At 54.4% G+C, this 25346-nt stretch carries 23 protein-coding genes; 6 read left to right on the forward strand and 17 right to left on the reverse strand.

Annotated elements, in window-relative coordinates; translation table 11 throughout:
• Position 1 precedes the first annotated feature (1 nt).
• Together AC4IE8_RS09435 and AC4IE8_RS09440 are read left to right on the forward strand one after the other, a co-directional pair.
• Entirely contained in the window at positions 2-961 is a 960-nt protein-coding gene (locus AC4IE8_RS09435; protein WP_083226191.1) for a glycosyltransferase family 2 protein, read from the forward strand.
• A 187-nt stretch (positions 962-1148) separates the two neighbouring features.
• Entirely contained in the window at positions 1149-1844 is a 696-nt protein-coding gene (locus tag AC4IE8_RS09440; protein WP_068994623.1) for an FKBP-type peptidyl-prolyl cis-trans isomerase, read from the forward strand.
• 144 nt (positions 1845-1988) lie between these two features.
• Here AC4IE8_RS09440 and AC4IE8_RS09445 read toward each other — a convergent pair whose 3' ends face one another.
• The 16 genes from AC4IE8_RS09445 to gspE all read right to left on the reverse strand — a co-directional run bounded on the left by AC4IE8_RS09445 (position 1989) and on the right by gspE (position 18254).
• Positions 1989-2993, reverse strand: coding sequence for an SRPBCC family protein (locus tag AC4IE8_RS09445; RefSeq protein ID WP_490790878.1), 1005 nt, complete (start codon positions 2991-2993; stop codon positions 1989-1991).
• A 204-nt stretch (positions 2994-3197) separates the two neighbouring features.
• A complete protein-coding gene (locus AC4IE8_RS09450; protein ID WP_490790879.1) occupies positions 3198-6008 on the reverse strand; it encodes a class I adenylate cyclase domain-containing protein in 2811 nt (936 codons plus the stop codon).
• A 64-nt stretch (positions 6009-6072) separates the two neighbouring features.
• Positions 6073-6870: a sensor domain-containing diguanylate cyclase gene (locus tag AC4IE8_RS09455; RefSeq protein WP_068994626.1), complete on the reverse strand. Its 798-nt coding sequence runs from the start codon at positions 6868-6870 to the stop codon at positions 6073-6075.
• Positions 6871-7185: 315 nt separating this feature from the next.
• Entirely contained in the window at positions 7186-7656 is a 471-nt protein-coding gene (locus AC4IE8_RS09460; protein ID WP_068994627.1) for a DUF2939 domain-containing protein, read from the reverse strand.
• 344 nt (positions 7657-8000) lie between these two features.
• Positions 8001-8276 carry an RNA-binding regulator gene (gene rbp, locus AC4IE8_RS09465; RefSeq protein WP_068994628.1) on the reverse strand — a complete coding sequence of 92 codons (276 nt, stop codon included), beginning with the start codon at positions 8274-8276 and terminating at the stop codon, positions 8001-8003.
• 152 nt (positions 8277-8428) lie between these two features.
• Entirely contained in the window at positions 8429-10339 is a 1911-nt protein-coding gene (locus AC4IE8_RS09470) for an ATP-binding cassette domain-containing protein (protein ID WP_490790880.1), read from the reverse strand.
• Positions 10340-10366: 27 nt separating this feature from the next.
• A complete protein-coding gene (locus tag AC4IE8_RS09475; RefSeq protein ID WP_490790881.1) occupies positions 10367-10843 on the reverse strand; it encodes a type II secretion system protein N in 477 nt (158 codons plus the stop codon).
• Positions 10840-11415, reverse strand: coding sequence for a type II secretion system protein GspM (gene gspM / locus AC4IE8_RS09480; protein ID WP_068994631.1), 576 nt, complete (start codon positions 11413-11415; stop codon positions 10840-10842). The genes AC4IE8_RS09475 and gspM overlap by 4 nt, the downstream gene beginning before the upstream one ends.
• Positions 11412-12461: a PilN domain-containing protein gene (locus tag AC4IE8_RS09485; RefSeq protein WP_490790882.1), complete on the reverse strand. Its 1050-nt coding sequence runs from the start codon at positions 12459-12461 to the stop codon at positions 11412-11414. The genes gspM and AC4IE8_RS09485 overlap by 4 nt, the downstream gene beginning before the upstream one ends.
• A 12-nt stretch (positions 12462-12473) precedes the next feature.
• The gene (locus tag AC4IE8_RS09490; protein WP_490790883.1) at positions 12474-13262 is read right to left on the reverse strand and encodes a type II secretion system minor pseudopilin; all 789 of its coding nucleotides are present in this window, start codon (positions 13260-13262) and stop codon (positions 12474-12476) included.
• Positions 13259-13972, reverse strand: coding sequence for a prepilin-type N-terminal cleavage/methylation domain-containing protein (locus AC4IE8_RS09495; RefSeq protein ID WP_068994634.1), 714 nt, complete (start codon positions 13970-13972; stop codon positions 13259-13261). The genes AC4IE8_RS09490 and AC4IE8_RS09495 overlap by 4 nt, the downstream gene beginning before the upstream one ends.
• A complete protein-coding gene (locus AC4IE8_RS09500) occupies positions 13947-14321 on the reverse strand; it encodes a type IV pilus modification PilV family protein (RefSeq protein ID WP_068994635.1) in 375 nt (124 codons plus the stop codon). The genes AC4IE8_RS09495 and AC4IE8_RS09500 overlap by 26 nt, the downstream gene beginning before the upstream one ends.
• On the reverse strand, positions 14311-14778 hold the full coding sequence (locus AC4IE8_RS09505; RefSeq protein WP_068994636.1) for a GspH/FimT family pseudopilin: 468 nt from the start codon (positions 14776-14778) through the stop codon (positions 14311-14313). The genes AC4IE8_RS09500 and AC4IE8_RS09505 overlap by 11 nt, the downstream gene beginning before the upstream one ends.
• Positions 14765-15199 (reverse strand): type II secretion system major pseudopilin GspG, encoded by a 435-nt coding sequence (gene gspG / locus AC4IE8_RS09510; RefSeq protein ID WP_490790884.1) that lies wholly within the window; start codon positions 15197-15199, stop codon positions 14765-14767. Before gspG ends, AC4IE8_RS09505 begins: the two co-directional genes overlap by 14 nt.
• 113 nt (positions 15200-15312) lie before the next feature.
• Positions 15313-16527: a type II secretion system F family protein gene (locus AC4IE8_RS09515; RefSeq protein ID WP_068994637.1), complete on the reverse strand. Its 1215-nt coding sequence runs from the start codon at positions 16525-16527 to the stop codon at positions 15313-15315.
• Entirely contained in the window at positions 16527-18254 is a 1728-nt protein-coding gene (gene gspE, locus AC4IE8_RS09520; RefSeq protein ID WP_490790885.1) for a type II secretion system ATPase GspE, read from the reverse strand. The genes AC4IE8_RS09515 and gspE overlap by 1 nt, the downstream gene beginning before the upstream one ends.
• 627 nt (positions 18255-18881) lie before the next feature.
• On the opposite strand from gspE, the gene AC4IE8_RS09525 reads away from it, so the two are divergent.
• A complete protein-coding gene (locus tag AC4IE8_RS09525; RefSeq protein WP_490790886.1) occupies positions 18882-20789 on the forward strand; it encodes a polysaccharide biosynthesis protein in 1908 nt (635 codons plus the stop codon).
• Here AC4IE8_RS09525 and AC4IE8_RS09530 read toward each other — a convergent pair.
• Complete coding sequence (locus AC4IE8_RS09530) at positions 20779-22347, reverse strand: methyl-accepting chemotaxis protein (protein ID WP_068994640.1); 1569 nt, start codon at positions 22345-22347, stop codon at positions 20779-20781. The genes AC4IE8_RS09525 and AC4IE8_RS09530 overlap by 11 nt on opposite strands.
• Before the next feature lie 294 nt (positions 22348-22641).
• Here AC4IE8_RS09530 and AC4IE8_RS09535 point away from each other — a divergent pair, with 294 nt between their 5' ends.
• The 3 genes from AC4IE8_RS09535 to AC4IE8_RS09545 all read left to right on the forward strand — a co-directional run bounded on the left by AC4IE8_RS09535 (position 22642) and on the right by AC4IE8_RS09545 (position 25184).
• A complete protein-coding gene (locus AC4IE8_RS09535) occupies positions 22642-23169 on the forward strand; it encodes a PAS domain-containing protein (RefSeq protein WP_068994641.1) in 528 nt (175 codons plus the stop codon).
• Positions 23138-24589 (forward strand): methyl-accepting chemotaxis protein, encoded by a 1452-nt coding sequence (locus AC4IE8_RS09540; protein ID WP_490790887.1) that lies wholly within the window; start codon positions 23138-23140, stop codon positions 24587-24589. Before AC4IE8_RS09535 ends, AC4IE8_RS09540 begins: the two co-directional genes overlap by 32 nt.
• Positions 24590-24659: 70 nt before the next feature.
• On the forward strand, positions 24660-25184 hold the full coding sequence (locus tag AC4IE8_RS09545; protein ID WP_068994643.1) for a PAS domain-containing protein: 525 nt from the start codon (positions 24660-24662) through the stop codon (positions 25182-25184).
• The last annotated feature ends 162 nt before the right edge of the window (positions 25185-25346 follow it).

The following is a 25346-nucleotide window of genomic DNA, read 5'->3' on the forward strand; positions in this document are numbered from 1 at the left end:
CATGTTGATCTCCTTGGTTGTTCCCATCTATAACGAGCAATCCGCTCTGTCGGGATTCTGGCAAAACCTGGAACAGTGCCTGGCTGGCAGTGACACACAATTTGAGGCCGTGTTGATCGATGACGGATCGACAGACAGCAGTTGGGAGGCGATCAAAAGTCTGGCGAACGACAGCACCATCCCGATCAAAGCGATACGATTCAGCCGAAACTTTGGCAAGGAGGCGGCGATACTGGCTGGACTTCGCGCAACAAGCGGTCAGGCTGCCGTCGTGATGGATGCGGATTTGCAGCATCCCCCCGCCCTCATCCCGCAAATGATTGAACACTGGCAGAGTGGAAAAACCAAAGTGGTTGAGGCAGTGAAACGCAAGCGCCAGGATGAATCAGCCCTAAGACGCCTGGGTGCACGACTCTACTATCGGCTGTTCAATCTCTCCAGCGGCATGAAACTGGATGGAGCCAGTGATTTCAAACTGCTCGACCGGGCAGCAATCGATCAATACATCGCACTGCCGGAAGTCGGCCGTTACTTTCGCGGCCTGACAACCTGGCTCGGCTTTGAGGCGATCGCTGTCGAATTCGATCCTCCATCCCGCAATGCCGGAGAGAGTCATTGGGGTGCGGGGCACTTGCTGCGGCTGGCCCGTTCCACCATTATCAGCTTCTCCTCACTACCTCTCAGGATTGTGACCTGGTTTGGATTTGCCGGCCTGGTTTTCAGTTTGGGACTGACAATTCAGACCTTATGGTATAAATGGCAGGGCTATGCCGAAGCCGGTTTTCCAACAGTCATACTGCTGATACTGGTGATGGGTAGTATGATTCTACTCGGGCTCGGGCTGATTGGAGAGTACATTGCAGAGATCTATAGAGAGGTTAAGCGACGGCCTATCTACATCATTGCTCAATCGCTCCCATCCCCTCGGGACTTCGACGACACAGACAGTAAACAGGGGTGATGGCACGATCGAACTATTGGTATCATCAGACTGTCTGAGTAGACGCTTTGTAACCAACGAACCTCTGAGTATTTCACTTTTCGTCATTCCGGCGAATGCCGGGGTCCAGCAGATGGATTCCGGCATTCGCCACAATGACGGACTTATCAGAGGCTCCTTAAATCCAAACAGGTATTAATTCAAGACTATGAAAAACAAGTTTCTGATCTTCTTCAGTTTACTCCTCGGCTTTGCACAGACTGGCTTTGCGGTTGAACTGAACACCCACAAACAGAAGTACAGTTATGCGATTGGACTTCAAATCGGCCAGATGCTGGTTGCCCAGGATATCCGCGAAGTGGATGCGGATGCTTTTGCCGCGGCGGTATCCGACTTTCTGGCAAAAAAGCAGCCTCAACTGAGCCAGGAAGAGATGCAGGCCGCACTCAGGAAATTCTATGGGGATGCTAAAGCGGCCCGAGCGGAACTGGCCAAAGAGAACCTTGCCAAAGGCACCAAGTATCGTGAGGAGCATGCCAAACAAACGGGCGTGACCGTGCTTAAAAACGGCCTCCAGTATGAGGTGATGTCCCCGGGCAATGGGGAGCATCCGAAAGCGGATCAACGGGTCGAGGTTCACTACACAGGTAAACTGATCGATGGCACTGTCTTTGACAGCTCCCACTCAAGAGGTAAACCGACACAATTCAATCTCAACAGTGTCGTGCCAGGATTCCGTGAAGCCATCACCAGAATGCAGCCTGGCGGTAAGTGGGTTGTTGTGATGCCACCTGAACTGGCTTATGGCGAGAAAGGTGCCGGTAAAAAGATTGGCCCCAATGAAACCCTGACTTTCGAGATCGAGTATATCGGGCCGGTTGCTGCAGCTCCGGCGAAGAAATGACACAGTCATGAATCATCGGGTTGTACTCAGTGGGTCGTGATCATCTAGTAGGCCACTAGGGCCTGCTAAAAACTAATAGAGCGCTTTAATTCACGGACAATACACCACTGAGTTCAACCTGGCCGATTAAGCCAAGCCATCCTCTTACTTAACCGGCACATAGAGCGAAGTTTTTATTTCATTTGTATGACCGACTTCGTTCGGATCATTCTCATAGAATTCGAAAGAGGCCGCCTTCTTTCGTGGCTTGATCTTCTGCATCTGCAGATGGCTATAGACTTGATACCAAGCCAATTCCAGAAACTGATAACTCCCTTGCATGGTGACTTTGTAATAGCGGCCAGCAGGGAACTGCTTCTGCTTGAATCCGGATTGCGTCACTTCCTGATTGACCGGCAGGCACATATCACACTTGAAATACATCGTCTGCAAGTCAACGTCATGGTAACAGGTGAAGGGACAGCCGCTGGTCAACTGCTGATTCTCCGCGGCAAATTCACCCAGCTTCGAGAACCCTTCCGCCATCGCGGTTTTCATCGTCTCCAGGTCACCCTCAAATGGAATCGTCAAGGCAGTTTGCGCAGGCATCTCGACAACGCCTGCAAAACTGAAACGGGGGTACTCCGCACCAGGCTCAAGTACGCCACGTAACATGGCCAAACCGGTATCGTAATCCTTGCCCACATATTCAGCGATTTTTTTTGTCATGAAGCGAAACAGAAAAGGCATGCTGCCAGACATATTCCAACTTACCTGTGTATTGCCCTCATCCAGCCGTTCCAGTTCCCACCAGACCTGACTGACCGACTTGAATGGGCGCAGGAATTCAATCTTCTGCTCTATTTTGTCTGATCCTGAAAACTTCATATGGGTCAAACGCCCGGCGCCAACCGTCTCCCCATCCCAGCTGTACCAGCCACCCTGCTGATCCGGTGCATCTGAATATTCGAGATGTGCCTCCGGTTCATGCATCAACCAGGGACTCCATTCCGGCCAACTTCTGAAATCTTTTATTTTTTCAAAAACCTGCTCCCGAGCAACCCCGATCGTCAGACTTCGACTCACCACGAATTCACCTTTCAAGGTTGACAGATAGATCAGGGGAACAGCGAGTATAACGACAAATAGAACAATCAATATCGTGGTCATGGCTCTCTCCATCAGTGGTCATCTTGAGTGACAAACTACTACCAGTTAAGCATATGCTCCAGTAGCAATCCTGAATTAGGGGTTGTTTGTATACTCTTTCCGGCGAATAGGGGAGAGAGTCAGTTGACGGGTTAAAACGACGAAAGTCACTCAGTAGAGTAATCCTAAAGCTCGTACTCCAGGAACCTGACAGAAGATGCCGGGTTATTGATTGATTCTTTTTTCAACCCGCTTCTTCAGATTGAGAAGATTGACTGTCTCCAAGGTCGGCATGATCTGCAAACCACTGAGACGGATTGACGTCATGTAGATTGGATATTTACTATCGCTTTTTCTTAAACTGTTTATGTACTCGGCGACTACCGAATAGAGCGCATCACCATACTCCATATGCGTGAACTCCCGTTCACCACAAACCAGCGAGACCAGCCTGGCATCCGCATCAGTACCGTCAGCAACCAATACAACTTCCATATAATCATCGGAGCTCTTCAGCGGCACACGGCGTTGTTTGATCCGCCACTGACTGTTTTTCCCCAGCATCAACTCATAGAATTCCGGCTCAGCCAGCAGGTCACTCTCACTACTCAGCACCAGGTTTCTGAGCTGTTGCAGGCTATTCAGAAAACGCCGTTGCTGCAACATCAAAAAGCGTGGGCTATCAGCTTTCAGGGATTGTCTAAACAGTGAACCTTGTTCATCGAGAATATGGATATCGATACCATGGGGTGTGACCTGGAAAAACAGCTGAATCACATCCGGTTTATTATATAAATAGAGGAGCGGATAGGGACTCTCCTCAAGCACTTCTGCATCGAACTCCAGTGGACGGAATACCTGTTGTGACTGCATCAACTCCTCCAACAGGCTTTCAAACGACTCAACACTACGCCAGACAAACTCTTGCTGTTTTTTCTGAACTATATAGAAATCCGCTCCCATCCTGAACAGATAGCGACCATAGCTGAATGACTCCTGCTTGAATTTTTTTATGACATGTTCAAACAGCTCATTGACCCGATAACCGATCTGACTGCCACGCACACCAGAAAAACTGAAGGCGCTTATTATTGGCTGCTTATCACGCTCATCACTCGGCATATTCAAGACACTGCACAGCGCATCCATCAATCCTTCCGGTCCCTCATGCCGGGTCACCAGAATTTCACCCCAACTGGTCAAAACCAGCTTTTCCAGATTGATCACCAGATTGGATCTGGCAGCGGCAAAACTCAGAGGGTCGTGACGTTCGCTGGTCAGCTGTTTGCCCTCTCTGGTCAAAAACTCCATGGGATCTGTGCCGATATTGAGAAACAGCCCTACGGTAACCGCATAGGCTGGCATCGCTAAGGTCTTCATCCCCGCAGAAGGGGGCATCAGATCAGGGAACAGTTTTGCAATACTGCGCTGCAGAGAGAGCAGCTCTTTTCTCGTCAGCTCGGAATCACCGGATACCAGAGTAATGCGGGTATGCCTGGACCAGACCTGATTGACATGACTCCATACCAGTATTTCAATCAGATTGGTGGAGATCTTGATCGGCCGCTGTTCGTACAGATGTTCATCTTCGATGTTGCCGCGATACAGCATCCAGGCCGTACTGCCATCCCGGGCAGGCCGATAACTGAGAGTAAGATGATCCTCTGAGAGGTTCTTTGAGATACCCGGATTGATATGGTCAACTTTACCGGGTCTATGATCCAGGGCTGTATAGAGTTTTCGCCCCAGCAGATTGAGTTCGTGGGGATCGATATGACTCTCTTTGGCAAATTTTCTGGCGAAGTCGGTGAGCAACCGATAACTGCGGGTCAATACACTGACCAGTGCATTCCGCTCTTTGATCACCCGGTCAATTTTCCATTCCGAGCGGGTGTCGAGCATCTGCAGTTGAGTCTGACTCCAGCCCCACTGCCGGGTCAGTTTGAGCATCATTCGGCCGCGCCAGTTACCCTGCCCCTTTCTGACCTGACTCAAATGTTCGCCAACCTTGAAATAGAAACAGCGACGGGCCAGCTCAAGTCTGTCAGTATCTTTGTTAGCCTCTAAAAATTCTTCAACTTTCTGATAGAGCAGGATATAGGCATCCAACATATCGATGTCGGTCTCACCGGCATAAATCGCCTCCTTCGCCTGCTGGGCCAACCATTTCGGATGGGGATATTGGTGGCTGTACGCCTCCATGAGAAAAATCTTCAGGATCGATTTGTAGGGTGAATCGATGCCTTTATAGAGCTGCCACAAGGCAGCACCGAAGAACTCCCCCGCCTGAACCCGATTCAAGCCTCCCAGGTCAAACACCTCACTGGCTTTGATGAAACGATGGGACAGCAGATACTCGACATAGGTTTGATAATCGTCCTCCTGTTCAGGCGGCACCAGCCACCAAAGAGGGTAACGTCCAGCCAATAGAACAGCACTGCGATAGAACTCTTCCAGTAACAGATGGTGTTGGGTGGTGCCAGTGCTCTCCCGGGACAAACGGGACTTCTCCCCACGCCGGAAACGCTCCGGATCGATGAGAAAGATATGCAGCTCCAGGCTCAGTTCAGCCGCTGCCTTTTCGATCAGCTTGACCTTCTGTTGCAGCTGATCCCGCTGATGTTGGTTCAAGCTCGGATTGTGACAGAGCCAGAGATCGAAATCACTGCCAAACGATTGGCCAATGGTCCCGGTACTGCCCATCAGATAGAGCCCGTGAATATGGTAGACCCGCTGGGCCCGCCTTTTGTATTGAAAACTGCGACTCAGTTTGGCCGCCGCATCCAGGGATTTTTTCGAGGGACTGTAGTCGGGTATGCCGGTTACCGTGTCACTGCTGACAAAACCCGGCAGCATGGGATGATTGATGTGGAACAGCAGCGGCAGCAGATCGAGAAACTCCTGCTGACTGGGTCGCAACTCAAGATGAATCCGTCTCAGACGCGCCCGGTGCAGACGCATGAAACGTTGCCGCACCTCGTTGAGCTCTTTTCGGCTAATGCCGTTGTCGAAACTGATTGCTTGAGTATCAGGCATTCGACCTCCGTTGCAACCTACCCTGCCTGAACCCTCAAACCCTCTTAGGCCCGTTAGTGTACTGTCAGATCGATTCAATCGTACGGGTTATCAGGCGTTGCGGATCATCACCCTTCATCCATTCGGCAACACCGAACTGCAAAACCGGCACAGGATTATCGGCCAGATCCTTGAGCGCGCCTTCCTGACACTCCTGGACGATCTGCTGAAGTAGGTTTTCGGCATCTTCGATACTGGTTTCAGGCATCACCAGCAGGAACAACTGGTTCTCAAAACGACCGATCACGTCGGCCCATCTCAGCCGCTCGCGCAGATATTGTGACATCACCAGTATCGATTGATCCGGCAGAGACTGATCCGCACCATCCGGATGAGTCAAACGCATCGCACTGAGGGTCAGGAGATTGCCATAGCGCCGGCTTCGGGTCACCTGTGCATCCAGAGCCTGAATGATGGCTCTGCGGTTGGACATCCGGGTCAGTTCGTCAGTGATGGTGAGATCCTCGACCTGCTTCCGCAGCTCTTCACTCTCACGCTGGGCCTTGACCTGCTGACTGACATCCTGATAGAAATGCAGCCAGAGGGTCGCTTGTGAGCCATCTTCCACCTGCCGGACATCCCGTCGTAACCAGCGTTCCCCGTCACCGTTGAGAGAGAGATGTAGCATATCTGTCTCATCAAACAGGGCATGTAGCCCCTCGGGCAGCGTGTTTTTATCCTTTCCCACGAGCTCATCAACCGAGAGGTTAAGCATCGTCTCCAACGCCGGATTTATCCAGCGTATACAGACATCCTCATCGATTGCCAACATCCCGGTCGGACAAGCTTCAAAAAGGGCTTGATTGAAACTGATTTCAGCCATGTTTCGATTCCCTAGTTTCTCCATGATAGACGCTCTATGCAGCGACATACCATTATTATCGGTCTCTTTGATGTTTACGATGGCAGAGCCATGCTACAGCCTGTAACAGCGACCGGTTTCACAATTTCTTTAGTGATTTTGCAATTCGAAGGGGGGTTGGCAGCGACCGGCAACAGAGGGATCGTCGGCAGCCCAAGACAGAACTGAAAAAGCCTCAATATATAGACTAATAATCAACGAGATAGCGAACCACTACGGAGACCACCAGGGATCAATCCTGCCGCAACGGGGGCGGCAGCTGATGGAGTGCGATGATCAGTTATAGACCGCGGTGATACGCCAGTTGGTACCCTGCAGGCTCAAGTGGGCATGAACCGGGCTCTCATCCAGCTCACCGATACGCAGAAGCAATCTGTCGGGGCCGTCAAAAAAAGCGTAAGTCAGCCTATCGTAGACTCCTCCCCTGTCATATCGGGGATTGTGGGCCCGTAACTGCCTGACAACCCAATTCAGATCGACCATCTCATCCACAGCGTTTGAACCCAGACGCTGAATCCCGCTCTGCAACCAATCGATGAAGCCGTTGGAGACATCCCCGATATTACTTTCAACATTCTTGTTGAGCTTCCGCTTGATCTGCTCCCGTACCGCCTGCACATCGATCATCTGCTGCAGCGCCTGATGGTCATCATGAAGCAATGCCTGCTCCAGACGATAGACCGCCGTGTATGGCCAGGCCAGGAAGGCACCCAGAATCAAGGTAAAAAATAGAAGTAATGCTTTCATGATATGACAGATCCAAATCCTGCACTAAAAACCGCAGCCGGCTAATTATAGTGCATACGGATAAGCATCTGGCAAGGACGGGGCTCAAACCCAACTCAACCTGCTGCTGGATAATCAACCCGGAAATTGATCAGAGTCGGCATGAACGCCCATGAAAACAGGCACAGCATCCACTAGGAGCAAAGCCACAGACACTTTGCCCAAAAGTCAGCGGATCTACCGGTCTCAGTGGATCGACCCGCATCTGTCAGGGTCGAATCAGTGTCACATCAACCGGTGTCATTCACCGAATCCACGAACCCGGCCTGAGCCTGACAAGATCAGACATCAGGCGCTATGCAGAACTAATGCTTCTGATGACTGCGCTGAGGACGTTCCTCACGAGGCTTCGCCTCATTGACGCGCAGACTGCGTCCCCCTATCTCTTTATCGTTCAGCGATTTGATCGCTGTTTCCGCATGGTCTGTATTTGGCATTTCCACAAAACCAAACCCTCTGGAGCGGCCTGAAAACTTATCCATAATGACATTGGCGGCTGAAACATCACCAAACTCTGAGAACAGCGTTCTCAATTCGTCATCCTTAACGCTCCAAGGCAGATTTCCAACATAGATGTTCATCATCAACTCTCAAAAAACGTGCATGTATCTAAATCTACGCGCACCGGCCATACCATGCACTAAAACATCCGGGGCGTGCGGTCAATCACTGACCATGTTTCTGTCAAAAAACCGAGCATTTGAACAGAAACCCTTCCTTACTGAGTGTCACTTTAGTCCTTTTCTTCGCTTTGTACAGTCTCTAATTGCTCACTGGTCTCAAGCCAGCGTTCTTCACAATCGTTCAAATTACTGTCTACATCGCGCTTTTCCGCAAGCCAACGTTTCAATTCCTCTTTACGTGACTCATCGTAGAGCGAATTATCGCTCAACATGAGTTCGATATCCTTTTGCTTTTGTTGCAGTTGTTCAATTTGTTGTTCATATTTTACCAAGGCTTGCCTGAGTGGCTGCAGCCGCTTGCGTTGCTCGGCCTCCTGCCGTTTGCGCTCTTTTCGGGTGGCGGCGCTATGGTCACTGGATGGGGTTTGTTGCGCTCGACTGCTGACTTCCCGCCGCTCAGAAGCCAACCAGTTCGGGTATGCATCCAGGTCACCATCAAACAATCCGACCCGATTCTGATGTACCAGCCAGAGCTCATCTGTGGTAATTCGCAACAGATGGCGGTCATGAGAGACGATCACCATCGCCCCCTGAAAATCCTGCAACGCCTGCCCGACCGCATGACGCATCTCCAGATCGAGATGGTTGGTGGGCTCATCCAAGAGCAGCAGATTCGGCTTTTGATAGACCAGCAGAGCCAACACCAGACGCGCCTTCTCCCCTCCGGAGAAGGGGGCCACAGGATCGAGCGCCTGATCACCATGAAAACCGAAACCGCCCAGATGGTTGCGCAGTGCCTGTTCGCTCGCCGTCGGATCCAGTCGCTGCAGATGCAGCAGTGGACTGGCTTGCGCATCCAGTTGTTCCAACTGGTGCTGCGCGAAGTAACCGATTCGCAGCCCCTGTGCCTGATCGTATTCGCCATTGAGTGGTTTCAAGCTGCCCGCGAGGAGTTTAATCAGGGTCGACTTTCCCGCGCCATTCGGCCCCAACAAACCGATGCGATGACCGGGTTCCAGTGCCAACGTGACACTATCCAGAATCGGTTTATCCGCATAACCAGCAGCAACCTGGTTCAGCTTGAGTAGCGGATGGGGATTCTTCTCAGGCTCGGCGAACTCGAAATGGAATGGCGAGTCCACATGGGCCGGGCCGATCTGAACCATACGCTGCAGTGCCTTCAAGCGACTCTGGGCCTGTCTCGCCTTGGTCGCCTTGGCGCGAAACCGGTTCACATAACTCTCGATGTGGGCAATCTCACGCTGCTGCTTTTCATAGGCCTGCTGCTGATTCGCCAGTCGGGCCGCCCGAATCTGCTCGAAGCCGCTGTAGTTGCCGTTGTAGAGCTCGGCCTTCTGCTGTTCCAGATGGACGATATGGTCGGTCACCTGATCGAGAAAATCCCGATCATGGGAGATCATCAACAAGGTACCCTGGTAGTTGCGCAACCAGCTCTCCAGCCAGATCACCGCATCAAGATCCAGGTGATTGGTCGGCTCATCGAGCAGCAACAGATCGGAGCGACACATCAAGGCCTGAGCAAGATTGAGTCGTATTCGCCAACCACCGGAAAACTGGCTCACCGGCAGTTCGAAATCATCACTGGAAAAGCCCAGGCCATGCATCAGCTCACCGGCCCTGGAGTTGGCCCGGTAGCCATCCACCGCATGCATCGCATCGTGTAGCCTGGCGACCGCCACGCCGTCACCATCGGCCTCGGCCTGATTCAGCTCAGCTTCAAGTTTTCGGTATTCGAAATCCCCATCGATGACATAGTCGATGGCGCTGCGTGAGAGCGCCGGGGTCTCCTGGGCCACATGGGCGATGGCCAGGCCTGGCGGCTGGGTCAGATCACCGTGATCGGCCTGTAGATCACCGATGATCAGACTGAAAAGACTCGATTTGCCGGTACCGTTTCCACCGGTGACACCAACCTTCCAGCCAGCATGCAGAATAAAATCAGCACCCTCAAACAGCAGCTTGCTGCCCCGCCTCATCGCAAGTTGGTTAAAACGCAGCATCTCGTGTTACAGGCCCTAGTCTGGTATTTAATATTTCCGCAGTTGAATCTTCTGCTGCTGATCTTCCCAGCTCAAAAGCAGATGGTCGGAGGCGATATCCTGAATTTTCCACTGCCCCAGCTCATCACCGAGTTTCAACAGCCGGCTCTTTTTGCTCTTCTCTTCCATGATCATCGCGGATGCTGGCTGGCCTTGCGTGAGGATCACCCCCAGCAGCCTGATTTTCGGCACCCCAGGACGGCTGCGCTGATTGGTTGCCTCCGACGCCTGGTCTGCAAAACCCTGCCGGTCGGAACGGAACAGGGTACGCTGTGCGATCAGCCGGTACTGTTCCGCCTGCTGCTTCAATACCGGTCCGTCGTCACCGTCGACACCCGGCTGATTCTGCTTGCCTTCAGCCGCAGTTACACTGAGCGCCTGTTGATGACGCTCAGGCCAACTCAGCCATGTGTAAGCAATCGATCCGATCAGAAACAACCCCAGAGTGCTGGCCAACATTTTCATGACGTCTCTTTCCAGAAGTAGCCGTAAACGTCAAAACGGATGTCCAGCTGTTCTGCCGTATTGGGCTTGGATTTGGCCGGCGCAGCAATGGTCAAGCGCTCAAAAAACAGCAGTGGTTGTCGTTGCTCGATGGTCTGCACCAGTTTCTGCAGGCTGTAGCTGTCACCCTGCATACGCACTCTAACAATGATTTTCTCCGCCGACTCCTGTTCTGACTGGGGCTCCTGAACCAACTGGGTGCTGAGGGCGACACCGCCTGCCGAACCGATAATCTCTTTGATCTGCTGCTGTAACTCCGCATAGGCGATTCCCGGCGCCTTTGCAGTCAGATAGTTCTGCTTGATCAGTGCCGTCAGCTTGGCGGACCCCAACTCGGATCGTGCCTTTGTCTTGCGTTCAGCCACCCGCAGATAGTGCGCCGTTCGATGGCGGGCATCCTCCGCCACCTCCTGGTAGCCGCTCATCAGACCCTGCCAGCTCAGATAGAGCGTCAGCAGTAACAGCAGCAACAGCAGAAAGCTGCCCAGCAACACCAGGTTGCACTGCCTGTTTGTCCACACCGGCGGGGTCATGACTCAGGCCCTTGTATCAGGGTCATGGTGAGATCGAACTTCTCGTTACCCGATCTTCTGTCCCTCACCACCGGTGATTTGAAGCGCACGGAGACAAACATCGGTGAGGCTTCAAGCAGGGCAATCAGAGCCGAAGCCTGGTCCGACACACCACTGACGATCAGGCTGTCTGAGTTGAGATTGACTCGCTGCAGCCAGCTTCCATCCGGGATCAGGCGGGTCAGCTCCAGCAGAATGTCAGATACCGCCAGGTAATCCTGACGCTGGGCAGAGACCATTCCGATCGCCTTGCGCCGGGCGGTCAGTTGTTCTTCAAGACGCATACTCTCAGCAGCCTGTTCCCGGGCTGCCTGCATTTTATGCTGCAGATCGATGGCAATCTGTCGCTGCTGCCAAACCAGACCGCCTGACGTCACCACCGATAACAGCAATACAGCGACCCAGAGAAGCGTACTGGCGCTTCTACCGCTACGGGAGACTCCGCTCTGGCGCGGTTTCAGCATCAACGGCAGACTCTCATCGACCAGGGTCACCTGGCCAATCGTCAAGCCCAGCTCTGAGAGCATCTGATACCAGGGGTCCAGCCGCTGCTTTTGCACCACCGTCAGCCGCCCTGCCAGCCATTCTGTCCCCTGCTGCTCTGTGTCTGGGGTGAAATGGTAATAGACCTGATCCGCCTCAAAGGGTGACAGACGGTCCATTTCATAACCAAGCACGTCAACAAGATTGCGCTTCGCCGCCGACGGCAATCGAACCTGGCGTATCATCGCCAGCCGGGGATCGATTTCGATTTGCAGCTCGGGTTTATCACCACGGTTGTCATGATGCAGGAAGGGATTGAGCTTGGCTCTGCCCTGTTGTGGCGAAGTGAGTTCGATGGCCAATTCACCATCCGCCGCAAAGAACTCGGCGCCAGCGGGCGTCAACCTGAGCTTACCGCTGCTCCGGGCAGCCCCGCCGAAACGGGCAGCAAGACAGGATTTCACGGGATCTAAGAATTGATCCTGCAAAAGCCTGAAAACATCCACCCCAGCCAGTGCCGCCAAGTCGCTTACTCCTCACTCATCATCAAGCGGCCATGCGGCCGACGAAACCCCATAGTTTATCTTATCCAGCCTCAGTCTGTCCTTAGATTGTCTGACCAATGCTTCTGCATAGAGAGGCTGCTTCTCGCTCAACACTTTCACCAACACCCAGAGCCCCCGACCAAGACCTGCCCCGGATGAGCCGCCGAAGCCAGCGGACAAAGGGGAGGCGGATGTCCCACGTCGAGAGTAGCCGACGCTTAGGTATGGCAGCAGGCTTCTCCTCAACTCGGCACTGACTCCCAGCACCAGGCCGATCTCATCCACCGTGGTGAAGGGGGCGTCTTTTGCCCCGTAAGACATCCCGGCTCGCGCATAGTGCTCATCTTCCGCACCATTGAGCCGATGCAGTGAATCCCTGTCCCGCCAGTCGAGGATTGCATCGACGACACGGCTTTGCCGTTCAGCATCCACATCGACCGCCTCCAGAACCGACTTCAGCTGCTCGCCGGTAGCACTGTTCAGATCGAGTCTGATCCGCTCCTTGACCAGACGGATCTCCATATCGACCCCTTCAAACTGCCACTCATAGGTAATCCCATCAGTGAGCCAGGCGGTCTCCGCATCTGGGTCGTATCCCCGTGCCGCACCATAGTGGAAGGCTGCATCGGCCAAGGCCCGCAAACGCGCCTGATCCAGTTGATGGTGAGCCAGCGTGGTCTCGGTATGCACTGAAGATGAGACCGCTGAGACGATCACCAGCAACAGCACCAGAGCCCAAAGCACCAGCACCAGGACCAACCCCCGTTGTCTGCGCCTCATCGCACCGCCCCCCGGATCATCACGATCAACGGTGGGTAGTTCTGTTGCTTGCTGTGCAGAACCAAACGGATCATCTGTGGCAGTTTTTCACTCTCCTGCCACTCGCTGTGCCACTCATCCGGCACCCCGCGTTGAAGCGAGCCATAGTAGGAGAGCTGCAGATCACTCAGCTCAGGCAACAGCAGATGCTCACTGTAACGGATCGGATCAACATCCTGATCAGCCGGTTGCCACACCTCGGACAAAGGAGCACGCCAGTCCCGCCCCGCCTCGGGCTCCTGCTGCATCACCTCCGGATGGTAGAGCCAGCGTTTCAACAGCAACACCTTTTGCTCAGCCTCCCCCAGCAGCTCCAGGCGAAACAGGGAGGCCCCACCCAGGCCGGCCTGGGAGGCGGTGGGAGCCACCCAGCGAATCAGCTTTTGATCACCATAAAAGAGCGGCAGCGACCCATCCTCCGTATCGAAGCGTTCATTGGACATGCCGCCGAGACTCTGTTTCAGGTAGTCGAATGCCAATCTTTGGTCAGATTGCCGGGTGGTGGCTTCCGCGGCTGAATGCCAGCTGCGTCGCCCCAGATCCAGACCGGAGAAGAGCAGCACCATGATCAGACTCATCAGCACCAGGGCGATGAGCAATTCAACCAGGGTGAAACCGCGACTGGGAAAACCCGCGGTGGGCCGTTCAGTAACGCAAGCTGGACAACACATAGCGTCTGCCGGTTGCGGCCTCCCCCCAGGAGACCTCAGCTGTAACCAGAAAGGAGGACTCCTGGTAGACACCCGTCTCCAATGAATTCTCTTCAATCCTCAATTGCCACTCGTAACCGCTCTCGGAGACACCTTCGGTGCTGGAGACCTGCAACGGGATCGTTACTCCCGCTTGCGCGATCAGCGACTCCGCCAGGGTGGCGGCATGGGAGTGTTGTGCCGCGATCGCCAGACCGCGGCTGTTGCTGGAGAGGGCTTGCATCATCACCCCCAGGGTGACCGCCAGCAGGGTGAAGGCGACCAGAACCTCCAGCAGTGAAAAGCCCCGCTGCTGAATATTAGTGGACAAGAGAGACCCTACCAGTCAGCCAGTCCACATCGATACGATGGGATCGACCACCATCGCTGAGCGTGATCCGGCCACCGCTGGAGCTGCCATCGGGGAAAAAACGTATCCCGCCCTGCTGCTCGCCATCTCCCTCATCACTGGCAGCAACCAGTTTCAGCTCGGCTCCCTGAGGAATCTCGTAGACCTTCTCTCTGGGCGTGATGGTGTAGTGCTTATGCTCCAGGTCGAGTAGAAACACGCCCTGCTCACCCTGCGACACAGACCAGCCACGTAGAAATCTGATCGCCGAGGCCATCTCCTGACTGGCGCCTTTCAGCTTCACTCCCGGCAGTACCCGATTGATCGCCGGGGGAACCAGCGCCACCAGAGTGGCAGCGATAACCAGCACGATCAGCAACTCCAGCAGGGTAAAGCCTGCCGGTTTCAGGGATGACCGGGCCAGCTCACTCCCAACCATTGATATCCTTGGCTTCTCCTTCTCCCCCTTCAACCCCATCCGCGCCGAGGGAGTAGAGGTCATAGTCACCGTGCTCACCGGGATAGCGATAGATGTAGGCAGTACCCCAGGGATCTTTCGGCAGTTTGGTTTTCTTCAGGTAAGGGCCGTTCCAGTTATCCAGACCGTCCACACGCTGCACCAGCGCTTCCAGCCCCTGCTCACCGCGGGGATAGTTGCCCGTGTCGAGACGATAGATATCGAGGGCCGCCGAAAGCTCTTCGATCTGAATCCGGGCAGTTTTACTCTTCGACTCACCGAGCGCACTCATTACCCTGGGCCCAACCAGACCGGCCAACATGGCAAGAATCGCCATCACCACCAGCAGTTCGATCAGGGTAAAGCCTCTTACGCAAGCGCGTTGATTCTTATCATTCATCATTCAGTTTCTCTTGGGGCCTGTTAACATTTTTGGGCAGAGGGGTTGAGTTGCTCTGAACCCCCCACGTTAATCACTATCCACGGGTAGTACAACCATTTGCCGCATCAGATCGATCAGAAGGCCAGATCGTTGACGCTCAGCATCGCCAGCAGGATGGAGATGATAATACCCGCGACAATCAATCCCAGGCCGACAATCAGCACAGGTTCGACCAGAGTCAGCAAACGCTGCACGGTCTCGCGCACCTCGCGATCATAGACATCCGCCACATCGGCCAGCATGGCATCGATTTCACCGGACTCCTCACCAACCTGGAGCATTCTTATCGCCAACTCCGGCAGCAGCTTCTGCTCGATCAGCGGCGCCGAAAGTCCCTTACCCTGCTTCAGCTGCTGCGCCGCCTGATCGATACCTCGGGCAATATAGCTGTTGTTCAGCACCTCCTGGGAGAGCTTAACCGCATTCAGCAGGGTCAGACCATTGTTCAGCAGGGAGGCCAGAGTCCGGGAGAGACGCGCGGTCTCCACCTTCAGCAGCAGATCGCCAAACAGGGGCAGGCCGAGCAGCCAGTGATCCAGACGGTATTGGTTATCCCCCTTCTCCAGCCAGATGCGGAACAGGGCGATGCCGAGGAAAACCATGGCCAACAGCAGCCACCAGTAGTTGGTCAAAAACTCTCCTGCAGCTAATATGATTTGAGTGGCCACCGGGAGTTCCCGCCCCATGTCCTCGAACATCTGACTGAACTGGGGAACCACAAACACCAGCAGCACCATGATGGAGACGGCCGCCACCAGCAGCAGTATGGTCGGGTAGATCAGCGCCGAGCGGACACTTTCACGCAGTGCCTGAGAGCGCTCCATATAGTCGGTGATGCGTTCCAGGGCCTCCCCCAGCATGCCGCCGGCCTCGCCGGCTTTGATCATACTGACAAACAGCCGGGGAAAGATATCGCGCTGTTTTTCCAACGCCCGGGAGAAGGTGGCGCCACCTTTGATCGAATCGTTCAGCTCGTCGATCATATTGGCCATGTTCTCGTCACTGTTCAAGCGGGCCATCAGGGAGAGCGCCCCCTCCAGTGGCATACCCGCCTTGAGCAGGGTTGCCAGCTCTTTGGCAAAGGCGAGAATCTGTTTTCGGCCGACCTTCTTCTCCCGGCCGCTGCGGTAACCAAGCAATCCACGCAAACCGGTGACACGCTTCACCTCTATCGGTATCAGCTGATCACGCTGCAGCTCGATGATCACCCGGCGGCTGTCTTCAGCCTCCATCTCCCCTTGCAGGGTTTCTCCCAGCGAATTACTCGCCCGATAGCTGAACAGCGCCATTACTCATCCTCTTCGCTGACCCGCATCAACTCTTCATAGGAGGTCAGCCCCTGCAGCACCTTGGCCAGACCGTCACGATACATGGTATCCATCCCCTCCTTGATCCCCTGCTGCTGAATGGTGGATGCGATCGCCCGTTGAGTCACCAGGTGCCGCACCTGCTCACTGATCAACAGCACCTCGGCAATATTAATCCGACCGCTGTAACCGGTCTGCGCACAGCTTTCACAACCTGTCGGCTGATAGAGAGTGACCGGCTGCCCCTGATTGACCAGTCCGGCCTGGACAAATCGTTGAGCCAGGGTCTGATCGGCCGGATAGGATTTTTTACATCGGTCACAGAGTCGCCGGGCAAGGCGCTGTGCGACGATGGCATTCACCGTCGAGGCCAGCAGGTAGGGCTCGACCCCCATGTCCAACAACCGGCTGACGGTTCCAGCCGCGTCATTGGTATGCAGGGTGGAAAGCACCAAATGCCCGGTCAGCGCGGCTTGAACTGCAATGCGCACCGTCTCCGCATCACGCATCTCACCCACCATGATGATGTCCGGATCCTGCCGCACGATAGCCCGCAGGGCATTGGCAAAGTCCATCCCCACCTGTGGTTTGACCTGAATCTGATTGATCCCCTCCAGCTTGTACTCCACCGGATCCTCTACGGTGATGATCTTCACCCCGGGGCGGTTGAGCTGACTGAGGGCGGTATACAGGGTAGTGCTCTTGCCGCTGCCGGTGGGGCCGGTAACCAGAATGATGCCATTCGGTTGCTGCAGGGATTGCTGCAGCCTGGTCAATGAGGTGTTTCCAAAACCGAGCCGGTCGAACTCGAAACTGATACTCTTTTTGTTGAGTAGCCGGATCACCAGACTCTCGCCGTAAAGGGTGGGTACGGTTGAAACACGCAACTCCAGCTCATTGCCCTGGATCTTTACCGAAATTCGCCCATCCTGAGGCACCCGCTGTTCGGCGATGTTGAGCTTGGCCATGATCTTGATGCGGGAGATGATCGCCGCCGTGGAGTGGGCCGGCGGGGATTCGGCCTCGGAGAGAATGCCATCGATCCGATAGCGCACCATCAGGGTCTCCTCGAACGGCTCGATATGGATATCCGAGGCATCCGCCTCCACCGCCCGTTGCAGGATATGGTTCACCAGGCGGATGATCGGCGCCTCACTGGCCAGATCCTTCAAATGCTCGATGCTCTCTTCCGACTCCTGCTCATCGTCCAGGTCATCGACGATCTCGCCCATCGCGCTACGCCCGGCCCCATAGGCCCGCTCCAGGGCCGACTCGATCTCCGACAAGCGCCCCACTTTCAGCGTGACCGGACACTCGATAATCAGCTGCAGACCTTGACTGATGTAGCTCTGTCCGGGATCAGCCACTGCCACCACCATCCGCTCCGCCTCCACGGCGAGGGGTATGGCTTTGGCCTCTTTGAGAAAGCGAAAAGTGATCGCCTGGGTATGAACCGGCTCTTCGGGGTATTCAGCGGCATCCATGACGGCCGGCAGCTCATAGAGCTCTGTCAGCACCTGCACCAGGTCGCTCTCAGAGATCAATCCCAGATGGACCAGTGTCTCAGCTTCACTCTCACCGGTCTCCCGGGAAAAATTTTCGCCTCGGCCATGGTCCTGCGGAGTGAGGCGACCGGTCCCCCTGAGGTAGCTTAAAACGCCGGTTTCACCCGGTTGAAACGCTTGATCGATTGTGGGTAGTGACGACATTGACTCTATGAGACCGAATCAAACTTGAAAAATTCTCTGTTACTCACCAATAGTCACCGCTATTCTGATTTGAGCTCCACCCGGTGATCGATACTCTACCACGGCCCGGAACAATCGATTTATAAAAGCAGACTTCCGGTGTTTATCGGTATTGACTGAGATCCAATCCAGGGCCTGTACACACCTTGCTTAGCAATGCGGTTGGCGCATTCTAAAGAAACCGTAACAGGAATAATAGCCAAAGCGAATCAAACACCTGGGGAGGCTTCAAACGGCCGACAGCGAATCCGCCTGTTACCCGCCACAATTGGCTCTGTCGTTGCCGACTGAAATGCTGAAACAAGCACTTTACCCCGCCAATTCAACCAGTTACACACCTTCCAGCCTGATCAGGCAGGCACTTGCAAAGGAAGTAATCGCCAAATCTGCCAACTTCCTTCAATCACCAACCTCAGCACGGCCGGCAGAATGGGTTAGAATGCCCGGCGAACTAGGGCCTGTTAACACGAATCCAATACGCCCTGTTGTGCCTTGCTGGGTACAAATACAGACCCAGCAGGGCGTATTGGATTCGTGTTAACAGGCCCTAAACCAGCAATTTGTGCAGAGGGCCCCAGGAGTGGTTGCATGAGCCGACAGATCTTACCGCGTCATTTACGATCCCAGGGGGTTGCCCTGGCCCATGACGTGCTGATGGTGCCAATCGCCTGGTTTCTGGCCTTCTGGTTCCGCTACAACCTGGAGGTTGTGCCTGTCTCTTTCTATCAGGATGCGCTGCAGGCTCTGCTCTACATTCTGCCGGTTCAACTGGCGGCGTTTCTGCTGTTCGGTCTCTACCGGGGCATCTGGCGATTTGCCTCCCTCCCCGACATCATGCGGATCCTGAAAGCGGTACTGGTCGGCACCGTGGTCGGGGTAGCGTTACTGTTCGTCTTTACCCGGGCCGGCGGGGTACCCCGTTCGGTCCCGGTGATCCATGCCATTCTGCTGGTGATGCTGCTGAGCGGACCACGCTTGATCTATCGTCTACTCAAGGACAGACACCTGGATCTGGCGCCGGGCAAACGGGTTCTGATCGTCGGCTCAGGCAAAGCCGGTGAGATGCTGGCCAGAGACATCCTGCGCAACCGGCGTGGCGACTTCAGGCCGGTGGCCTTCGTGGATGACAAGCAGCGTCGCCAGGGACGGGAGATTCACGGCCTGCCGGTGGCCGGCACCAGCGAGGATATCCCGGCACTCTGTGAAGAGCTGAGTATCGACATCATCATGCTGGCGATCCCTTCCGCCTCATCCTCGCAGATGCGACGGGTGGTCGAGTTTTGTGAATCCTCCGGCGTGCCTTTCCGCTCTGTACCCCAGCTCAATGACCTGATGTCGGGGAATGTTCAGATCAACCATCTGAGGCAGGTCTCGATCGAGGATCTGCTGGGCCGTAACCCGGTCTCCCTCGACTGGCAGGCGATCGATGCCACGCTGGCCGGTAAGGTGATCCTGGTCACCGGCGCCGGTGGTTCGATCGGTTCAGAGCTCTGCAGACAACTTGCCAAGCTCAATCCCGCCAAGCTGGTACTGTTGGAAAACAGTGAATTCAACCTCTACTCCATCGAGATGGAGCTGTTGAACAGCTATCCGGAGCTGAGTCTGGACTGTCATCTCGGCGACATCACCGATCAGGTCTATGTGGAGAACCTGTTCAGTGAATATCGGCCTGAAGTGGTGTTTCACGCAGCGGCCTACAAACATGTGCCGATGCTGGAAAACCGGATTCGACAGGCGGTGCGCAACAATGTGCTCGGTACCCGGGTGGTGGCGGAAATGGCAAACCGATACGCGACCGGCGTGTTTGTCCTGGTCTCCACCGACAAAGCGGTCAATCCGGCCAATGTGATGGGCGCCAGCAAGCGCGGTGCGGAGATCTTTTGCCAGAACCTCAATGCCCATTCCGATACCCACTTCATTACGGTCCGTTTCGGCAACGTACTGGGATCCGCCGGCAGCGTGATTCCGCTATTTCGCAAGCAGATTGAAGAGGGCGGCCCGGTGACCGTCACCGATCCCAGAATGGAGCGCTATTTCATGACCATCCCAGAGGCCTGCCAGCTGATCATGCAGACCGTGGTGATGGGAGAAGGCGGCGAGATCTTTGTTCTCGACATGGGAGAGCCGATCAAAATCAGCTACCTGGCCGAGCAGATGATCCACCTCTCCGGGCGTACCCTGGGAGAGGATATTCAAATTGAGTATATTGGCCTGCGACCTGGTGAAAAGCTCTATGAGGAGCTGTTTCACGAGAAGGAAGAGCTGGCAAAGACCAGCCACGAAAAGGTCCTGCTGGCCCACCACCGTCAAGTCGACTGGCAGTGGCTGAACGGTGTCATGCAACAGATGAGCGCCGCCACCGAAGAGCTCGACAGTCAGCAGTTGCGGGCATTACTGGGTCAGCTGGTTCCGGAGCACGAAATTCAGACTGCGCAGGAAACGTCGAATAAGGCCAGCGCCAGACGCTTACCAGCCGAACATCCATCTAACGTTTGAACTGCATCACCAGATTATCGAGACGCTCAATCGCCTCCGCCATCTCTTCCGTGGCCTGCACACTGCGATGCGCACCCTCAGAGGTGCTGTCCGCCACCTGATTGATATTGACGATATTCTGATTGATCTCTTCTGCCACCGAACTCTGCTCCTCTGAAGCGGTGGCGATATGGTGATTCATATCGGTAATGCTATCGATCACACCGGAGATGCTCTGCAGCGCATCACCCGCCTTGGCCGCCAGCGTGACGCAGGAGTCAGCCTGCGAACGACTCTGCTCCATCACCCCGACAGCCTGACTGCTGCCGGACTGCAGGCTCTCGATCATCTCCTCGATCTCCTTGGCTGACTGGGTGGTTCTGCTGGCCAAATTGCGCACCTCATCGGCGACGACAGCGAAACCCCGCCCGTTCTCTCCCGCCCGGGCAGCCTCGATCGCGGCATTCAGCGCCAGCAGATTGGTCTGCTCCGCAATATCTTTGATCACTTCAAGCACATGTACGATATCCGCACTCTGTTTGGAGAGCTGATCGATCACACCCGCCGCCTGCTGAACATCCCCGGAGAGCGCATTGATCGAATCCACCGTCTGCTGCACGACATCCTGCCCTGATACGGTCTTCGTCTGGCCTGAGCGGGTGGCTTCTGCAGCGAGCACGGTATTGCGCGCAATCTCCTGTACGGTTGCGACCATCTGGGTCATGGCGGTGGCCACCATGGAGAGTTCCTGTTGCTGCTGCTCGACGCCCTGATTGGCCTGCACCGAGGTACCGTAGTTCACCTGGGCCAGGTCCGACAGTTTGGAAGTGGTGTCCGATAGGCGACCGACAATCGCATTGATCTGTGATGACTGCATTTTCAGCGCCAGCTGAATCTGACCGAATTCATCATCCCGGCCGGTATAGATCTGGCGCATGGCCGGCTGGTCATAGACCTCGGCTGCCAGGCTCGTCAGTTTCTGCAGGGGACTTAAAAGTAGCGAGTTCACCCCGATCATCAACAGCCCGGTGACGGCAAAACCGAGCAAGCCGAGCGTTTCCGAATTGGCCGAAAGGCCAAGCAACAGGGCAGGCAGCAGCGCCAGCAGATTGCCCAGAATCAATTTCTGACGCACCCCAATACGTGCCAACAGGCTGGTCTTGAACCCCTTACCCTGCTGCAGTCGCTGATAGATCCGCTCGGCCCGCTCGATCCACTCACGCTTCGGCTTATATCTGACCGATTGATACTCGAAGGTCTCACCGCCTTTCAGAATCGGCATCACAAAGGCATCCACCCAGTAATGATCCCCATTCTTACAACGGTTTTTAACGATTCCCATCCAGGGGTTGCCCTGTTTAACCGTATCCCAAAGGCTCTCAAAGGCCACAGGAGGCATATCGGGGTGACGCACGACATTATGATTGTGACCACACAGCTCACCATTATCGAAGCCGCTGATCTCTATAAAATCCTGATTGACGTAGGTGATGGCGCCTTTCAGGTCGGTGGTCGAGAGAATGTTTTGATGTTGCTGAACTTCCTTTTCCCGGTTGGTCACAGGGTGGTTGATCTTCATTACGTTGAGGCCCTCAAAATCTCTGCGAAGTTGGGTTATTGGGACGGGATTTTCACTTAACAATAAAGGCTTTAAAGCTCACTACATCGACTGAATTCATAATTTCTGAATCAGAATAAACCAAAGACAGAAAATAGACACGCTTAAATATACCAGCCATATCGAATAGAGATATGAAACAAAAAGTAATACTTATTATTTGATTACAAGCTGTACAATCAGCTGTAAAGAAATAGCCCCCTCTGTCGATCAACAGTAGAGACAACCAGGGAATCTGATGGAGGCAGGGTGGTTATGAAAAACGGGATACAACCGACGAACAGGGAGATATTGGTCAGCGAGCGCGATTTTATCGTCTCAAAAACCGATACCAAGGGGAGAATCGTCTACGCGAACAGGCTGTTCATGAAGATCAGTGGCTATCGGGAAGCAGAGTTGCTTGGCAAGCAACACAATCTGTTGCGTCACCCGGATATGCCCCGCGGTGTGTTCCATCTGTTGTGGCGCAAAATCATGCAGGGCCATGAGTGTTTTGCCTATATAAAGAATCTCTGCAAAAACGGCGATCACTACTGGGTACTGGCCAACGTCACACCGGACTACGATCCGATGGATCAGATCATCGGGTATTTTTCGGTAAGACGTAAACCGAGCAGAGAGGCGGTGGATTATTTCAACGGACTCTATCAGCAGATGCTGAGCACAGAGACCCGTGCCGGACCGAAAAACGCAGTTACCGCCTCAACTGAGCTTTTGAACCAAGCCATAAACGACCAAGGGTTCGAGAATTATGAAACGTTTGTATTTGGCCACCAGACTTAAGATCTATGTTCTGATCTTTGTCCTGCTGAGCATCGCATCTGTCTTCTCCTCATGGTTGAGCGAGGGTTATCACCACTGGCAGTGGCTGTTCCCCCTGGGCACCCTGATCGTTGCCGGCATCATCTCTCAGCGCATGAAAATGCCATTCCGGGTGATGAAACAGACCGAACAAGTACTCGACGAAATGCTCGACGGCCAGTTCTCCTCACGCATCACCCAAGTCCCCTGGATGGGGGAAGCCGGGCACATCGCCTGGAATCTGAATGAATCACTGGACCAGCTTGAGACCTTCTTTCGCGAGGTCAAAACCAGTTTCGAACTGGTATCCCGTGGCCGCTACTATCGGCGCACCATGCCCACCGGCCTGCATGGCGAACTGGCGAAAACCCTGGAGCGGATCAATAAATCGCTGGATGCGATGGCAGACAACGCCGCCTATATCATGCGCAACGAAAAGGCGGCCGAGCTGCAAGCACTCAATACCAGCCAGACCATGAGCAACCTGCTGCTCAGCCAGCACGACCTGACCCGCATCACCGACGAAATGCAGAAGGTCTCCCATATCGCCACCGACAATATGGAGAAGGCCAAGAGCAGTCAGGTGTCCGTATCGCAAGTGGTAGAAGCGCAAAACCGCACCCTGGGGATGATCGAACAGAGCCACCAGACCATGAGGCAGCTCAACACCATGAGCGATGAGATCACCGGCATCCTGGGGATGATCAGCGAGATCGCAGACAAAACCAATCTGCTGGCACTCAACGCTTCGATCGAAGCCGCCCGGGCAGGGGAACATGGCAGAGGCTTCGCAGTGGTGGCGGATGAGGTGAAGAAACTGGCGGAAAGCACCAAAAAAGCCACCGATGAGATCCGCGATGTGGTCAATACCTTCCAGAAGGAGACCACGGTGATGCAGAGCAACTCCAACGAAATGCTCGACATGGCGAATGACGTTCAGACCTCAGTGGAAGCGATGAGCAGCAACTTCAATCAATTTGCTCAACACGCACAGGACACCTTCACCTCCGTCGATTTTGCCCATGACATCTGCTACGCCTCGTTGATCAAGGTCGACCATATGATCTATAAACAGAAGGCCTACAAATCCTTCCATGCCGGCACCGACAACGACGATGCCAGGGCTGTCAAGGTCGATCACCATAGCTGCCGTTTGGGTAAATGGTATTATGAAGGCTTTGGTAAAGAGTCGTTCGGCCATCTGATCGCATTCAGAGAGCTGGAAGAGCCCCACAGCCAGGTTCACAACGCTGGCCATAAAGCACTGGAACTCCTTTCCAAAGACTGGGAGAAAGACCGCACACTGTTAAAGAATATTCTCGAAAATTACCGGCATATGGAGGACGCCAGTGACCGCGTGATGGACCGCATCGACGCCATGATCACTGAAAAACATAGCTAGGGCCAGAGTTCACTAAGCCGATAACCCCGCTGTGTCTGAAAAAGCGCCTGACTAGGCGCGGGGAGTTTCCATGAAACCCAATGTCACACCGACGAACAGGGAAATCATCATGGATGAGAACGATTTCATCGTCTCAAAGACAGACCTCAAGGGACGGATCACCTACGCCAACCGGATCTTTATGAAGATCGCCGGTTATGCCGAACATGAGCTGTTGAATGTTCAACACAATATCATCCGCCATCCCGACATGCCGCGCGGGGTATTCCGGCTGCTCTGGAACGTCATAGAAACGGGCCAGGAGTGCTTCGCCTATGTCAAGAACATGGCCAAGAGCGGCGACTACTATTGGGTGTTTGCCAATGTTACAGCCGACTATGACCAAAATGGCAAACCCATCGGCTATTTTTCGGTACGCCGCAAACCCAGCCGTTCCGGCGTCGAAGCCATCACCCCAATCTACCAGGAGATGATGCGAATCGAGCAGCAGGCCGGCCCTGGGAGGGCCCCCGATGCCTCGCTGGAGTGGCTGCAGGGGGTATTGCAGAGCAAGGGGACGAGCTATGAAGAGTTCATCCATACCCTAGGTGGCTGAAAGCAGACATCCAGAGACACAACTGAACAATATTTAATTAAATTTAGCCTATAAAACAGCAATTTAGTGAGTAGAGTGCTGCCTCGGAACCACTTCAGGCCATCAAGATTCCACGATTTCAGTCGCTAATCCGGACTGAGCGACAAATTTTATCGGGTGTAG

The organism is Candidatus Thiodiazotropha sp. AKAK2 (genome assembly GCF_058244685.1).

Excerpts from the sequence above, each read along its gene's own strand:
- gspE (WP_490790885.1), bottom strand. The coding sequence starts at position 18,254 with ATGTCGTCACTACCCACAATCGATCAAGCGTTTCAACCGGGTGAAACC.
- AC4IE8_RS09455 (WP_068994626.1), bottom strand. The coding sequence starts at position 6,870 with ATGGCTGAAATCAGTTTCAATCAAGCCCTTTTTGAAGCTTGTCCGACC.
- AC4IE8_RS09530 (WP_068994640.1), bottom strand. The coding sequence starts at position 22,347 with ATGAAGATCAACCACCCTGTGACCAACCGGGAAAAGGAAGTTCAGCAA.
- AC4IE8_RS09435 (WP_083226191.1), top strand. The coding sequence starts at position 2 with ATGTTGATCTCCTTGGTTGTTCCCATCTATAACGAGCAATCCGCTCTG.
- AC4IE8_RS09450 (WP_490790879.1), bottom strand. The coding sequence starts at position 6,008 with ATGCCTGATACTCAAGCAATCAGTTTCGACAACGGCATTAGCCGAAAA.
- AC4IE8_RS09535 (WP_068994641.1), top strand. The coding sequence starts at position 22,642 with ATGAAAAACGGGATACAACCGACGAACAGGGAGATATTGGTCAGCGAG.
- rbp (WP_068994628.1), bottom strand. The coding sequence starts at position 8,276 with ATGAACATCTATGTTGGAAATCTGCCTTGGAGCGTTAAGGATGACGAA.
- AC4IE8_RS09545 (WP_068994643.1), top strand. The coding sequence starts at position 24,660 with ATGAAACCCAATGTCACACCGACGAACAGGGAAATCATCATGGATGAG.
- gspM (WP_068994631.1), bottom strand. The coding sequence starts at position 11,415 with ATGACCCCGCCGGTGTGGACAAACAGGCAGTGCAACCTGGTGTTGCTG.
- AC4IE8_RS09445 (WP_490790878.1), bottom strand. The coding sequence starts at position 2,993 with ATGACCACGATATTGATTGTTCTATTTGTCGTTATACTCGCTGTTCCC.
- AC4IE8_RS09505 (WP_068994636.1), bottom strand. The coding sequence starts at position 14,778 with ATGGTTGGGAGTGAGCTGGCCCGGTCATCCCTGAAACCGGCAGGCTTT.
- AC4IE8_RS09490 (WP_490790883.1), bottom strand. The coding sequence starts at position 13,262 with ATGAGGCGCAGACAACGGGGGTTGGTCCTGGTGCTGGTGCTTTGGGCT.
- AC4IE8_RS09460 (WP_068994627.1), bottom strand. The coding sequence starts at position 7,656 with ATGAAAGCATTACTTCTATTTTTTACCTTGATTCTGGGTGCCTTCCTG.
- AC4IE8_RS09495 (WP_068994634.1), bottom strand. The coding sequence starts at position 13,972 with ATGTGTTGTCCAGCTTGCGTTACTGAACGGCCCACCGCGGGTTTTCCC.
- AC4IE8_RS09540 (WP_490790887.1), top strand. The coding sequence starts at position 23,138 with ATGAAACGTTTGTATTTGGCCACCAGACTTAAGATCTATGTTCTGATC.
- AC4IE8_RS09525 (WP_490790886.1), top strand. The coding sequence starts at position 18,882 with ATGAGCCGACAGATCTTACCGCGTCATTTACGATCCCAGGGGGTTGCC.
- AC4IE8_RS09475 (WP_490790881.1), bottom strand. The coding sequence starts at position 10,843 with ATGAAAATGTTGGCCAGCACTCTGGGGTTGTTTCTGATCGGATCGATT.
- gspG (WP_490790884.1), bottom strand. The coding sequence starts at position 15,199 with ATGATGAATGATAAGAATCAACGCGCTTGCGTAAGAGGCTTTACCCTG.
- AC4IE8_RS09515 (WP_068994637.1), bottom strand. The coding sequence starts at position 16,527 with ATGGCGCTGTTCAGCTATCGGGCGAGTAATTCGCTGGGAGAAACCCTG.
- AC4IE8_RS09470 (WP_490790880.1), bottom strand. The coding sequence starts at position 10,339 with ATGCTGCGTTTTAACCAACTTGCGATGAGGCGGGGCAGCAAGCTGCTG.
- AC4IE8_RS09440 (WP_068994623.1), top strand. The coding sequence starts at position 1,149 with ATGAAAAACAAGTTTCTGATCTTCTTCAGTTTACTCCTCGGCTTTGCA.